The organism is Qipengyuania intermedia, from assembly GCF_019711615.1.
Lineage (GTDB): Bacteria > Pseudomonadota > Alphaproteobacteria > Sphingomonadales > Sphingomonadaceae > Qipengyuania > Qipengyuania intermedia.
This window is the reverse complement of the sequence record NZ_JAIGNS010000001.1, coordinates 1,211,952-1,225,740: the sequence shown is the minus strand read 5'-3', so window position 1 is coordinate 1,225,740 and position 13,789 is coordinate 1,211,952. Positions and strand designations below refer to the sequence as shown.

The window sequence follows — 13,789 nt, the reverse complement described above, 5'->3', positions numbered from 1 at the left end:
TCAGGCAAGGCCCCAGCGCTCGAGGGCGGGCGAGATGAACACCTCGCCCCGCTCCCCCAGCAGTGCCTTGCGCGCCGCGCGATAGGCGTCGACCGCGGTGCCGTACTGGTCGCGGATGTCTGCCGCATCCATCTGCGCATCCTTGCCCCAGTGCATGGTGAAGGGGATGCCCGACTTCTTGAAAAGGTATTGCAGTCGCCGCGCAGCCACATGCGCGTCGGTGCCGAGCAGGAAGTTCTTCGGCAGCCCGTCGATATTGATGATGGCGTTGTTGTCGAATTTCAGGAAGCCCATCGCGGCGGGGCTCTTCTTCGCGAAGCGCACGGTATAGACGAAATCCTTGCTGAAGGTCCGGATGTTGTCCTCGGTCCCAGCAGCCATTTCGCGCGCGATCCGCAAGGCTTCGGGCAGGCGCTCCAGGGGCACTGCGAAGGCCGCGTTGTAGACATCGACCCGCAGCCCGAAGAGCCGGTGCGGCTCCCACTGCGCCGTCAGCTGCGACAGCGTGCGCGGCACGTCGCGCTCGTCGCAGGCGTGCTCCTTGAAGTCGTCGAAAATCATGCCGGGCACATCGATAAGGTCGCGCAGGCGCGCCTCGATCATTTGAGGCGCGAGCGGGTTTTCGGTGATTTGCTTCAAACCCTTGGCGGCCTGCTCGCCCAAGGCTTCGAACGAGGTCCGGCTGACGGGTTCTGCATCAAGGACGGGCTTGGCGGTCGTTTCGATATCCAGCCAGATCGTCTCCAGCACCTCTTCGTCATCCGCAGCGAAGGGATCGAAGGTCAGCTCGTAATAATGCGGTGTGCGGCCCTGGGTGATGTCGCCCATCGCCTCGGCAAAGCGGCCTTGCGCCACGAGGTCGCCCCAGTCGGCAGGGAGCACGCGCGCGCATTTCACCAAGCCGCAGTAAAACTCCTCCACTGCCTCGATAAGGTAGGCCGACACGAAACCGATGCCGCCGAGATGGACACGCGCGGCCGCGAAATGGGCCGGATCGCCGGGCGTGGCAAAGCGCTCGATCCAGTCGTGCTTGAGGACGGGCTTGTCCGGATCGCCGAGCCATATCGCCTCGCCCTTGCCGGTCGATAGGACCATGCCCCTCACATGTGTTTCGCAGCCCGTTTCATCCAGCGTCGAACCGTGCGATCCGGTGGCGATCATGCCCGCAATGCTTTGGCCCTTGTGCGACCCCGCCGTGCGCAGCGACAGGTCGCGGCCCGGCCTACCGAGCCAGTCCATCAGCCAGTGGATCTTGGTCCCTCCGGTCACCAGCACATAGCGTCGGCGGTGTTCGACCCCATCGAGGAACGCCTCGTCGGGGACCGGCCAGATGCCTTCGTCCCCGTCCGTCGTCACATGGCTGGACAGGCCGTGGAACAGCTTGCTCTGCGACCAGCCGGACCCGGTCACGCACAGCTCGCGGTCGCGCTTCGCCTCGTAGTCGATGAGCTCGCCCATCGCGTCACGGCGCTGCGCAAGAACACTGGCCACGTCATCGGCCGCATCCTCATGAAGCTCGACTGTCCGGCGCATGAATTTGAAGATGGAGCGGTGCTCGTTCACCCACGGCCCGCCGCGCTTGCGTTCGATGCGCATCAATTGTCCCCCCGATGTCGTCCCTCTCCAATAGGCTTGGACGCGAAAACACTATAGGCAAAATCCGACTGGTGGCTGTCGGGGGGCAAGCAAAGATGCTGGAAAACCTGTTTTTTCTCGTGGTGGGCTTCTGCCTGCCGTTCCTGTTCTTCTTCATCGGGCGCAAGCTGTTCAACTGGGGCCCGCACGAGGTTCCCTGCAGCCATTTCCACGACCACGTGCATGATGCGGCGCCCAACCGGTTCATCCGCGACATCCAGCGCGATGCCCCTCCGCCGCATAGCCCGTCGGTCATCGCCAAGGCCGGACACGCTCAGCACACGGGCCATGATAGCGACCCGCTCGGCGACGACCTGGAAAAGCTGGTCGAAGAATGCGCATTGCACGGTCACGACGAGCATGGCCGCAAGCTCGCACATGATCCGGACGAGCCGCACAACGCGCCGGGCGCAAAGGTGCTGATGCTTTCCGGCGGGGGCCAGTGGGGGGCCTATGGCGCGGGTCTTTTCCGCACCATGCACGATGCCAGCGGCCGGGACCTTGCGATGCGCGATGTGAAGATCATCACCGGCATCTCCACCGGATCGTTGCAGACCCTCCTGCTCATGGTTGCACTGGACGAGAGCCAGCCGGTGGAGACCCGGCGCTATGCGATGGACCGCCTGGTATGGGGATATTCTCCGCGCACCGAGCGCGACGTGGTGCGCAATACCGGGCTTAAGATGCTACCCCTGCGCGGCGCACAGGCGGGCACCGCACCGCTGCGCAAGCGCATCCGCAATGCGATCTTCGAAAACGGGGACTCAACGCTTCTCGACGCCCTGCGGCAGTCGCAGATCGCCGGCTATATCGGCTTCGTCGAGGCGAATTGCGGCCTGTTCCATTATGTCGATGTGCGCGGCCTGGTGCAGGACGAACCCGACAATGAGAAAGCGGTCGATGCCTTGTGCGCCGCGGCCATGGCATCGTCCGCCATGCCGGTCTTTCACCAGCAGCTTCGGGTCACGGGCTCGAGCAAGGGTTCTCGCGCGCTCTACGATGGCGGCGTCAGGCGTTCGGTCTTTTTCGAGAAGTCGATGGAGCGGATGCACCAGAGCGTGTGCCGTCACGCAGGCCTGCCGGATGACGAACATCCCACCGGGGCACAGCGACGGGCGGTCACGCCCGCCTTTTTCGTCGTGCGCAACGGTCCCACAACCCGCATTGCCGACCCGGGTCTCGACACCAAGGACGGCCCGATCCTCAACGGGAAGCGCGGATACGATCTGCTGGTCAACGAAAGCGAAGTTGGCGCCATCGCCGGCTTGCGCCTGCTGAACCCCTATGGCGACATCCACATCACGACGGCCGACCAGTGGGATACGTTCGAATGCCGCTGCGAAGAGGCTGATTGTTCGAAGGGTGACGAGATGTTCAAGCCCGGTTTCATGGCCTGCCTGCGCGACCTGGGTCGCCACAAGGTCCAGCGCACGGGCGGCGCCTGGTGGGCCATGAGCCCGATCGACAATCGCTGAGAACCGTCCCTCGCCGGAACAAATGTTATAAACTGCGAAACCTTTTGCCGACGAAGGTATTCTGACCCGAAAAGGGGAAGAATTTTCGTGTCGCTATCCAATCGGATCCTGATCGTCGATGACGAGGCCTTGATCGCTTTCGATTTCGAGATGACTCTCGTCGACGCCGGCTACGACGTCCTTGGACCGGCCACCTCGCTCGACGAGGCGCTAGACATGGTGAGCGATGAAACGCCGCGCGCCGCCGTGCTGGATATCGATCTCAATGCCCGTCCCGTCTGGCCCCTGGCGCGCAAGCTTCGCGAAAGCGGCACGCATATCGTCTTCGTAAGCGCGAACCTGCGGCACGAGGAATTGACGACCGAATTCAAGAACGAACCCCGCCTCGACAAACCGGTAAGCGAGCGAGACCTGCTGAAGGCCCTCAGTCAGGGCTTGGCGGAGCAGGCTGCCCACTGTCACTGAGCGGGAAAACCAGGCTGCGCCGGTAGCCGTTTTCCACCTTATCGCCCTTTACCCTTCCCGATAGCTGACGCGCGGTCACTTCGAGCAGGCGGGTGCCGAATCCCTTCCCCGCCCCGTCCTTGCCGGTGCTGCCGGCTTCGACCCACTCAAGGCGCAGGTCGCTGTCTTCGACCTCCCAATGGACTGTCACGGACCCTTCCTCGTCGCCCAAAGCTCCGTATTTGGAGGCATTGGTTGCCCATTCGTGGAGGATGAGCGCCACCGAAGTCAGCTTGGCGTTGGGGATGTCGACGTCTGGGCCGTCGAAGTTGAGCTTCTGGTTCTCATGCGACGGCGCGAGCACCGTTTCGAGCAATTCGCGGAGCCCGACCGAGCCTCCGTCCGCATGACGCGTAGTCAAGGCATGCGAACGCCCGAGCGCGTGAATGCGATTGCGCAGGTCTTCTGCAAAATCGTCGAGATTATCGGCCTCGCGCTTCGAGATCGCGACCATGGCGGCGATCACCGCGAACAGGTTTTTCACACGGTGGTTCATCTCGCGCAGCATGATCTCGCGCTCGGCAAGGATCTCGCGCTCTGCCGTGATGTCGTAGGTGACGCCGATGAATTTGGCTGAACCACTGTTGGTGATGCTGCGCCCGAGACCGTGCAACCAGCGCGTGCCGCCATCTTCGAGCGGCAAGCTGAACACCTCGTCGAAATCCTTTTCGCCGTCCATCGCGCGACGAAGGGCTGCATTGATGCGGTCCCGGTCGGGGCCCGACAGCTTGGCGAGGATAGGCTCCATCGTGTCGCCTTCGCTCTCGCCCAGCTCGAGGAGACGACGCTCCGTATCGTCGAGGATCGTGCGATCCGTCGCAGGTTCGTATTCCCACACACCGATCTTCGCCACTTCGAGCGCAAGACGCAGGCGTTCGCGCTCCTCGCGCAGGTCGCGCTCCATCGTCAGGGCCTGCGTGACGTCGGTAAACATGATCGTCGCCCCGTCGATGTCGCCGTTCGTTTGGCGATAGGGAATGACCCGGCCCAGATATTTGCGCGATCCGTCTTCCGAGGATGAATGATAATCCTGGGTGCGACCCTGCGCAGCGGCCGCTTTCGCCATCTTCAGATAATCCTGATCGGCAAGCTGTGTGGGCACGACGTCGAGCGGCCGCCCGATATCGCTCTGGTTGATGTGAAAGATCTTCGTCGCTGCATCGGTATAGCTGCGCAAGTTGAGATCGCCATCGACGACCAGCACCATCAGCTCGGTCGTCGCGAAGAAGTTCTTGAGGTCCGCATTGGCGACCGTGACCTGGTCGACCTTCGATTTCAGTTCGTCATTGACCGTGGTCAGCTCCTCGTTGGTGGACTGGAGCTCCTCGTTCATCGACATCATTTCTTCGTTGCTGCTCTTGAGCTCCTCGTTCGTAGTTTCGAGCTCTTCCACCGTGGACCGCAGCCGGTGGCGCGTATTCTGCAGTTCTTCCTCGAGGAATTGCAGCTGGCCGTCACCTACTTCGAACTCTTCGAATTCGTCGTCCTCGAACGGTTGCAGCGCACCTGTCTCGCGAATGACGACCAGGTAGCCGCCGGGTGCCACCGGCTCGCACAAGATCGAGGTCTTGATGCGCCCGAATTCGGTCGTGACCTCCTGATCGCGGACCACGAGCCGGTTCTGATCCTCGACAACCTTGCGTAGCAGCGGCCCGATAACTTCCCGCAAGCCTGGACGTGCAAGCGTAGGCACATGCACCGTACGCTCCAACTGGTCGGGGAATTCGAGATAACGACCCACGGCGCCCCATTTCTGGAGAAGCAGGCCTTCGGAATCGACCAGGAAGCTTACCGGCGAATATTTGTCCGCAAGGCGGCGAAGGGCTGCAACTTCCGTGGACCCTGAATCGACGGGTGGGGGCTGCGTGCCACCGCGTTCGCGCCGGCGAACATAAGTCGGCGCATTCGTCTTCGGGATATGGAGGTTGTAATTGCTCTTCACGTTGCGGCGCTTGAATATCCGTGAACCCTGATCGACCGTCTCGAATAGATCCTCGAACCTCCCGATTCCTTCCGACGTGCCGAGGAAGAGATGCCCATTATCGCGCAGTGCGAAATGGAACAGGGGCAACACCGCCTTCTGCAAGTCCTCGTCGAAATAGATCAGGAGGTTGCGACAGCTGACCAAGTCGATCTTCGAGAAGGGCGGATCGCGCACGACATTGTGAAGGCTGAAGCGCACCATTTCGCGAATCTGGCTGACAAGGGAGAAGGTGTCCGATCCGCCGACCACATAGTGGTGCTGGTACTCGGCCGGGATGTCAGGAAGTGCCGAATTCGGGTAGGTCGCGCTGCGTGCGATATCGAGCATCTTGTCGTCGATATCGGTCGCGAAAACCTGCACGTAAGGCCGCTTGTCCGCCTTCCGCATGGACTCGGCGAACAGCATGGCGATGGTGTAGGCTTCCTCGCCGCTCGAACAGCCGGGCACCCAGATGCGGACTTCCTGCCCGTCGCGTGAGGAGCCGACAATCCTATCGATGACCTGCTCATGCAGGGCGGTGAAGTCTTCGTGGTCCCGGAAGAATTGGGTTACGTTGATCAGCAGGTCCTGGAAAAGCGCTTGGCACTCGTCCGCATCGTTCCGGATTCGTCCGACATAGTCGCCCGCATCCTCGATCGAGAGAACCTGCATCCGCCGGGCCACGCGGCGGATCAGCGTCGAGCGCTTGTAGCGCGAGAAATCGTGCCCCACCGTGTCGCGCAACACTTCGCACAGTTCGTCGATCCGGTCGGCGACTTCGCGGGCCTCTTCCTCGACCTCTTCGGTCGGGGCGCGCTTGAAGAAGTCGCTGACGACCTCGATGACGTCCGCGGGCTTGGCGATCACGTCGACCAGCCCGGTGCCGATGGCGGACACGGGCATCCCGTCATAGCGAGCGGTTTCCGGTTCCTGCGCCACGGCAAGCCCGCCCATCTCCTTGATCGCCCGCAAACCGCGACTGCCGTCTGCGCCCGTGCCCGAAAGGATGACGCAGGCTGCCATGTGCTGGCGATCGTTGGCGAGACTGTCGAAGAAATCGTCGATCGGACGCCGCTGACCACGCGGGTCGGAAAATTCGGTGAGTTCGAGAACCCCGTCGTGGATCGCCAGGCCGTGACCGGGCGGGATCACGTATACGTGGTCGGCTTCGAGCTTTTCGTTCCCTTCAGCCTGGGTAACGGTCATCGCGGTATAGCGCTCGATCAGCTGCGCCATCAGCGATTCATGGGTCGGGTCCAGGTGCTGGACCACGACATATGCGAGGCCGGTCTTGCCTTCCTGGCCGCCGAAGACCTCGCGCAGCGCCTCCAGCCCCCCTGCCGACGCGCCGATTCCGACAACCGGCACAACCTTGTCCAGATTATCGTCCAATTATTCCCCCCTCTGGTCCGACAACCGCGCCTCCGCGATAATCGAATGGCTCGATGCGAGCTGTTCGTAAGTGCCCAGCATGACCATGCCCATTTCGCCTGCAATCGAACGCAGGTCGCGAATATCCTGCTTCAGCGCTTCCTCGTAGACATCCAGCACGTCCTTTCCGGCCGGCTTTACCTCGAACTGCGAGCCGAGAATGTAGACGATCTTCTTATCCAGCTTGATCTTCGACAGGTAAACGAGGTTCAGGAAAGGCGTTCCGTCATGCTTCATATTCGGCACGAGGAACTTGCCTTCCGTCAGCCTGTCATCGGAAATGAAGTTCCGCATCCGCTCTCGCACGGGGCCAGCCCCGGTGTCCGGCTGGAGGAACCGGCAGTTCCTGCCCAGGACTTCGTCGGGCGAATATCCGGTCATCTCGCAAAATGCGGTGTTCACGCCGACCAGCGGCGCATCATCCATGCGCATGTCGGACAGCGACAGGGACACCTTGCTCTTGTCGAGCGCGGTCCCGAGAGCCACGGGAGGCTCGCTGTCTGCTTCCAACCAATACATATGCAACGCCTTGCGATGTCCGGATTCTTCCGGTGCTTTGAATTGTTCTAGGCACAAGAAAACATCCGGACAAGCGAATGCTTGCCGTGCCCGAACAAACGACTTTTCCTGGAGAAGGAGACTGTTGGTGCGGTCGAGAAGACTCGAACTTCCACGGCCTTGCGGCCACAACGACCTCAACGTTGCGCGTCTACCAGTTCCGCCACGACCGCACACAGTCAAATCCGGTAGCGAATCCCGCATGCGCAGGAGGCGTGCTACCGCCGGTAGGAGCGCGCCACTAGCAGCGAGAATGCGCCCCCGCAAGCACCTTGTTCATGCAAAATCTAAAGCGGTGCCCAGCCCACGTCGGCATAGACCGCATTGCGCGGCACTTGCGTGCTTGCCTCGTCGATCGTCACCGTTTCGCCCGGCGCCAGGGTCGGCTGCGGCGGCTGGACGATCCAGGTGAAGACCTGGTCTTCGCGTTCGTTCAGCATGACGATCTGGATCGGCGGCAGCTTGCGGCTTTCGCGCGATGTGTTCTCCACTTCGATCCGCGCCGAGAACAGGTATGTCTTGTTCTCCAGCTCGCGCCAGCTTTGCGCCTCCGGCGGGAAGCGTAGTTCGAGATCGGGCTGCGCCTGTCCGAAGGTCGGCTTGTCGACCGGCCACCACGACGGGGTTCCGAACTGCGTGATCGCGATGACGACGCCCAGCGCCAGCACCGCGAAAATCGCCGCAGCCCAGGTCCACAATTTCATCATGTTGCGACGCGGGCGGAAGGGCGGCGAATGATCGAACCGCGACACGAAATCGTCCTCGTCATCGTCGGCATAGACCGGCGGCGCGGTGGCACCTTCCCTGTCGTATGACGGAGGCGGTGTTTCGTCGAAGTCGGGAGCGTCATCGCCATCGTCGTCGGCGATCGGCGCACCGGCCACATCGTCGTTGAAGGTGAAGCCCGGTTTCGCTTCGGCTTCCGCCTCCTCCACCTGTCGCGGGGCAGGAGGTGGCGGTGGCGGCGGAGGTGGCGGCGGAGAAGCCGCCTCGCTTGCCTGGATATCTGCTACATCGGCGCCATCCTGGAACCAGGAATGCTTGCATTTGGCGCAGCGAACGGTCCGGCCGTCCACGCCGATGGCGTTGTCCGGAACGACATAACGCGTGCTACAGGCGGGACAGGCGATAATCATGGTGGATGAAAGCCTTACGCATTGGTGCGAATCGCGACAAGCTGCGCATCTGTGCGTGAAAGCCCCAAGCGGCTTTTTTCCACATCGAAGGGCGGTTATAGGCCCCAATTGGACGATGGCGGCCCCAATTCACCTCTTTTTCTCGGCGAAACCAGGCCGATGAGCGCAAAGGAAAGCGCGATCGTGCAATTCGACAACGTCGGATTGCGCTACGGCACCGAGCGCGAGGTGCTGTCGAATATTTCCTTCACCCTGTTCCCGGGCCGGTTTTATTTCCTCACCGGTGCCAGCGGGGCGGGGAAGACTTCGCTCCTGAAACTGCTGTATCTCGCCCAGCGCCCCTCGCGCGGGGGAATGCGCATGTTCGGAGCCGACGTGATCACCATGCCGCGTGGCGACCTGCCGGGCCTGCGCCGCCGGATGGGCGTGGTCTTCCAGGACTTCCGCCTAGTCGACCACCTGTCCGCCTTCGACAATGTCGCCCTGCCACTGCGGGTATCGGGTGTGCGCGAAAGCGACCTGACCGGGCCGGTCAACGACATGCTGGAGTGGGTGGGCCTCGGCCACCGCGCCGATGCGCGGCCCGCGACGCTGTCGGGCGGCGAACAGCAGCGCGTCGCCATTGCGCGCGCGGTGATCGCCCGGCCCGAAATCCTCGTCGCCGACGAGCCGACCGGCAACGTCGACCCGGAAATGGCGCTCAAGCTGCTGCGCCTGTTCGAGGCACTGAACCGGCTCGGAACGACCGTCGTGGTCGCGACCCATGACTACCAGCTTATCCGCAAAGTGCCCGACAGCCTGATCATGCGGCTCGACAAGGGCACGCTGTCGGATCCGACCGGCGCGCTGCGCTATCCGCCCAAGCGCACCTCCGGCGGGGTGGAAGCATGACGCAGAAACCGCCGGCCCTCGGGCGCGCCGTCGATCGCGGCCTTGCTCCTTTTCGTGGACGCCGGGCCGCAAGCCTGCTGCCGCGCACCCGCCTCGGCGGACCGGTTCCATGGGTCATCGCCATCATGGTCGCCCTGACCGTGCTTGCTGCAGGCGGCGCGCTGGCCCTGTCCAACCTCGCTGCAAGCGCTCGCGGCGATCTTGCGGGGAGCGCGACGGTCCAGATCATTGAGGCCGATGACGACCTCCGGGCCGAACAGGCGCGGCGGATAGCGGGCCTGTTGCGCGAAGACCCGGCAGTGACCGAACTGCGAATGGTACCCGAAAGCGAGGTCGCCGAACTGCTGGAACCCTGGCTCGGCTCGGGCGAGGCTGTCGAGGCTGTGCCCCTGCCCGCACTCATCGATCTCCAGCTTGCCCGCGAAGTGGATGACGCTGCGCTGGAGGAACTGGAAACGCGGATCGCCGCCTATGCGCCTTCGGCCCGGATCGACAGCCAGGAGACCTGGCTCGCCCCGGTCCTCGATGCGCTCAGGACCTTGCAGTGGATGGCACTGGCGCTGATCGCGCTGCTGGCCTTCGCAGGCATCGCGGCCGTCTGGCTGGCGGCGCGCAATGCCCTTGGCGGCAATCGCGACACGATAGAGATCGTCCACCTGCTGGGCGGGAGCGATGCGCAGATCGCCAGCGTATTCCAGCGCTCCATCCTGCTCGACGCGCTGGTCGGAGGGCTGCTCGGCCTCGTCCTCGGCGCAGGCGCGATCGTGCTTCTGGCCGGGCGCTTCGCCGCGCTGGATTCCGGGATGGTTGCAGGCGGGTCACTGTCTGCGGTGGATTGGGTCATCTTGGCCATGGTCCCGCTTTTCGCCGTCGTCATTGCAGTCTACACGGCACGCATGACCGTCCTCGCATCCTTGCGGAAACTGCTGTGATCCTTCGCTTCGTCGCTGCCCTCGTATTGCTCTACACCTTCGGCTTCGTCGCCTTTTCGGTGACCTTGCCCGCACCCGCAAAAGAGGTGGAGACCGACGCCGTCATCGTGCTGACCGGTGGTCCGGGACGGATTGCCCGCGGACTGGAAGTCGTCGGTGAAGGGCAGGCGCGCGAACTGTTCGTCTCCGGCGTCGATCCCGAAGTGAAGCCGGGCGAATTCGCCGCCCAGTTCGATGTTTCGGCCCGGACGATGGATTGCTGCGTGACGCTCGGGTACCTCGCCGTCGACACGCGCAGCAATGCGGGCGAAGTCGCGCAATGGATGGAAGAGAAGGAATTCACTTCCGCCCGGCTCGTGACGACCGACTGGCACATGGCCCGCGCCTATTCGGAAGTGGCCGGAGTGCTGCCGCCCGAAACCAGCCTGATCCGCGACGCGGTGCCATCCCACCCGGATTTGCAGACTCTGTTCCTCGAATACAACAAGCTGCTGGCCTCCGAGATTTCGCAGGGGCTGCCGGTCTGATCCGATGATAGTCCTGCGCAATACCGCGTTCTACCTGGCGTTCTATTTCGGCTCGATTTTCATCACTGCCGCAGCGCTGGCCTGCGTGCCCTTCTCGAAACCCGCCTTCCGCAGGCGCGTCGAGAACTGGAGCGGGTGGCAGCGCTGGTGCATGCGCACCTTCCTCGGCATCGAGCTCGTGATCGAAGGCGGTCCCATCGAAGAGCCCGCGCTCTACGCAGTGAAACACGAAAGCTTCTTCGAGGCGATCGATGCGCCGACGCTGTTCGACAGCCCGGCCGTGTTCGCGAAGAAGGAACTCCACGGCATCCCCGGCTGGGGCCGTGCGGCGGCGGCCTATGGCCTGATCTTCGTGGCCCGCGAACAGGGCGCCAAAGCCCTGATGACCATGATCCGCTCAGCGAAATCGCGCTCTGCAGAAGGCCGTCCGCTGGTCATCTTCCCGGAAGGCACGCGCGTCCCGCATGGCGAGCGGAGACGGCTTCAGTCGGGCTTCGCCGGGATCTACAAGATGATCGGCCTGCCCGTCGTGCCCGTCGCGGTGAACAGCGGTCCGCTGTATCATCGCGGCCTCAAGAAGAAGGGCACGATCACCTATCGCTTCGGCGAGACGATCCCCGCAGGCCTGCCGCGCGACGAGGTCGAAGCGCGGGTTCTCGACGCGATCAACGCGCTCAACGACTGATCAGTGGTCGGACCGGCCGAAGTCCGGCCGCGCATCGTCCTGCCCCTCTTCGATGATCGACCGGCGGATCGTCCGCGTGCGGTCGAACAGGTCGTGCAGCGTATCGCCGTCGCCGTTGCGGATCGCCCGCTGGAGCGCGGTGAGGTCTTCGGTGAAACGCCCCAGCACTTCGAGCACCGCATCGCGGTTCGACAGGAACACGTCGCGCCACATGACGGGATTGGACGCGGCAATGCGGGTGAAATCGCGGAAACCGCCTGCAGAGTATTTGATGACCTCGCCCCGGGTCACATCCTCGAGGTCAGAGGCGGTGCCCACGATGGTGTAGGCGATGAGGTGAGGAATGTGGCTCGTCACGGCGAGGACGAGGTCATGGTGCGCGGCATCCATGATCTCGACCTTAGCATCGAGGCTCTCCCAGAATGCAGCAAGGTCGGCGACAGCCTCTTCGGGCGCATTTTCGGGCGGCGTGACGATGCACCAGCGATGACGGAACAGTTCGGCAAAGCCTGCTTCCGGGCCGCTCTTCTCCGTACCGGCGACGGGATGCGCAGGGATGACCGTCGCATCCGGAAGCGCTTTGGCTAGGGCCGCCGCAACGCTCGCCTTGGACGAGCCCACGTCGCTGACGATCGCGCCCGGTTTGAGCGAGGCAGAGATTGCGCGCGCCGCTTCTTCCATCGCGCCGACAGGTACGCACAGCACCACGAGATCGGCATCCACGACCGCATCGCTGGCGGTTTCGCATACCGTGGCGACCAGACCTCGCTCCGCAGCGCGCGCACGGACGTCGGGATCGGCATCCCAACCCGTGGTCGCGATATGCGGAGCCATCTTGCCCGCAGCGAGGCCGATCGACCCGCCGATCAGGCCGAGACCGATGATGGCGACGCGCTCTATAGTCACGCCGCAGCCTCGCAGGCTTTGCCGAGGATAGCCGCGATCTCGCCCATCTGCTCGCGCGTCCCGATCGTGATCCTCAGCGCGTGGGGAAGACCCTGTGAGGGCAAGTGCCGCACGGCATAGCCACCTTGCGCCAAGGCCTCCAACGCCGCATCGGCGCTCAGCGCGCCTTCGAACAGGACGAGCACGAAATTCGCCTCGCTCGGCTTGGCCCTGAGGCCGTGATTGCCGAGCGCCGCGATCTGCCGCTCGAAAGCATCGCGCGCGGCCAGGTTTTCTTCGCAGGACTTGCGGACGAAAGCCATGTCGCCGACTGCCGCCAGAGCCGCACGCTGGCCCGCTGCAGTGACGTTGAAAGCGCCGCGCAGGCGGTTGAGCGCGCCCACGATCTCTGGAGCCCCGGTGGCCCAGCCGATCCGCTCACCTGCAAGGCCGAACGCCTTGGAGAATGTCCGCGTGACGAGCACGTTCTCGTGCCGTGCAGCCAGCTCCATCCCGCCATCGTCGAGCCCGGGCGCAAGGTATTCGACATAGGCATGGTCGATCACCAGCAGCACATCGCGCGGCAGGCCATCGTGGAGGCGCGCGACCTCGTCCCGATCCAGCCATGTGCCGACGGGATTGTTCGGATTGTCGACTAGGACCACGCGGGTCTTGTCGGTCACTGCCGCCAGCAAGGCATCGACGCTGGGGGCATGATCGTCATCGTCCGCGTAAACGATGCTTGCGCCGACCTTTGCCGCGAGCAGCGGGTAGAGCGAGAAGGAATAGCGCGCACAGACGACCTCGTCGCCCGGGCCCGCATAGGCCTGCACCGCACCATGCAGCAGTTCGCCTGACCCCGCCCCGCACACGATGCGCGAGGGATCGATACCGTGCGTCTCGCCCAGCGCCTCGCGCAGGGCCGTGCTGTCTGGATCGGGATAGAGCGCCGGATTGGCGATATCGGCCAGCGCTTGGAGCGCGAGCGGGCTGCAGCCGTGCGGGTTCTCATTGGCCGAAAGCTTGACCAGTTCGCGCCCGTCGCTGCCCTTCGACTTGCCCGGCACATAGGCGTGGATCGCCTCGATCCAGGGCTTCATTGTCGGGCGGGCGGCGCTGTCGGCTGTGTCTGTCATCGCGGCTTGTTCGCATGAAAGAAAAACGGCC

12 protein-coding genes and 1 tRNA gene are annotated in these 13,789 nt (G+C 63.5%); 6 read left to right on the top strand and 7 right to left on the bottom strand.

Translation table 11 applies throughout. The features are described from left to right. A complete protein-coding gene (locus K3179_RS06095; protein WP_221562931.1) occupies positions 1-1,596 on the bottom strand; it encodes an FAD-binding oxidoreductase in 1,596 nt (531 codons plus the stop codon). A gap of 71 nt (positions 1,597-1,667) precedes the next feature. Here K3179_RS06095 and K3179_RS06090 point away from each other — a divergent pair, with 71 nt between their 5' ends. Then, entirely contained in the window at positions 1,668-3,110 is a 1,443-nt protein-coding gene (locus K3179_RS06090) for a patatin-like phospholipase family protein (protein ID WP_221562929.1), read from the top strand. A gap of 87 nt (positions 3,111-3,197) precedes the next feature. Beyond that, positions 3,198-3,575 (top strand): response regulator, encoded by a 378-nt coding sequence (locus K3179_RS06085; protein ID WP_221562928.1) that lies wholly within the window; start codon positions 3,198-3,200, stop codon positions 3,573-3,575. Here the strand turns inward: K3179_RS06085 and K3179_RS06080 are convergent. From K3179_RS06080 to K3179_RS06065, 4 genes are all read right to left on the bottom strand, one after another. Beyond that, complete coding sequence (locus K3179_RS06080; protein WP_247712805.1) at positions 3,535-6,969, bottom strand: CheR family methyltransferase; 3,435 nt, start codon at positions 6,967-6,969, stop codon at positions 3,535-3,537. The two genes, K3179_RS06085 and K3179_RS06080, sit on opposite strands and share 41 nt — an antisense overlap. After that, positions 6,970-7,527 carry a PAS domain-containing protein gene (locus K3179_RS06075; protein WP_221562927.1) on the bottom strand — a complete coding sequence of 186 codons (558 nt, stop codon included), beginning with the start codon at positions 7,525-7,527 and terminating at the stop codon, positions 6,970-6,972. A gap of 125 nt (positions 7,528-7,652) precedes the next feature. After that, a tRNA-Leu gene (locus K3179_RS06070) sits at positions 7,653-7,739 on the bottom strand. 114 nt (positions 7,740-7,853) lie between these two features. After that, positions 7,854-8,702: a zinc-ribbon domain-containing protein gene (locus K3179_RS06065; protein WP_221562926.1), complete on the bottom strand. Its 849-nt coding sequence runs from the start codon at positions 8,700-8,702 to the stop codon at positions 7,854-7,856. Between the two features lie 159 nt (positions 8,703-8,861). Between K3179_RS06065 and ftsE the strand changes: the two genes are divergently transcribed. From ftsE to K3179_RS06045, 4 genes are read left to right on the top strand one after another with little or no spacing between them, the layout of a single operon-like run. After that, positions 8,862-9,593, top strand: coding sequence for a cell division ATP-binding protein FtsE (gene ftsE, locus K3179_RS06060; protein ID WP_221562924.1), 732 nt, complete (start codon positions 8,862-8,864; stop codon positions 9,591-9,593). Next, positions 9,590-10,525, top strand: a complete 936-nt coding sequence (locus tag K3179_RS06055; RefSeq protein WP_221562923.1) for a cell division protein FtsX — start codon at positions 9,590-9,592, stop codon at positions 10,523-10,525. The genes ftsE and K3179_RS06055 overlap by 4 nt, the downstream gene beginning before the upstream one ends. Beyond that, positions 10,522-11,052, top strand: a complete 531-nt coding sequence (locus K3179_RS06050; protein ID WP_221562922.1) for a YdcF family protein — start codon at positions 10,522-10,524, stop codon at positions 11,050-11,052. Before K3179_RS06055 ends, K3179_RS06050 begins: the two co-directional genes overlap by 4 nt. Before the next feature lie 4 nt (positions 11,053-11,056). Further along, positions 11,057-11,737 (top strand): lysophospholipid acyltransferase family protein, encoded by a 681-nt coding sequence (locus K3179_RS06045; protein WP_221562921.1) that lies wholly within the window; start codon positions 11,057-11,059, stop codon positions 11,735-11,737. Here the strand turns inward: K3179_RS06045 and K3179_RS06040 are convergent, their stop codons facing one another. Further along, positions 11,738-12,643 carry a prephenate/arogenate dehydrogenase family protein gene (locus K3179_RS06040; protein ID WP_221562920.1) on the bottom strand — a complete coding sequence of 302 codons (906 nt, stop codon included), beginning with the start codon at positions 12,641-12,643 and terminating at the stop codon, positions 11,738-11,740. It abuts the gene before it with no gap. Further along, complete coding sequence (locus K3179_RS06035) at positions 12,640-13,758, bottom strand: pyridoxal phosphate-dependent aminotransferase (RefSeq protein ID WP_221562919.1); 1,119 nt, start codon at positions 13,756-13,758, stop codon at positions 12,640-12,642. The genes K3179_RS06040 and K3179_RS06035 overlap by 4 nt, the downstream gene beginning before the upstream one ends. Between the last annotated feature and the right edge of the window lie 31 nt (positions 13,759-13,789).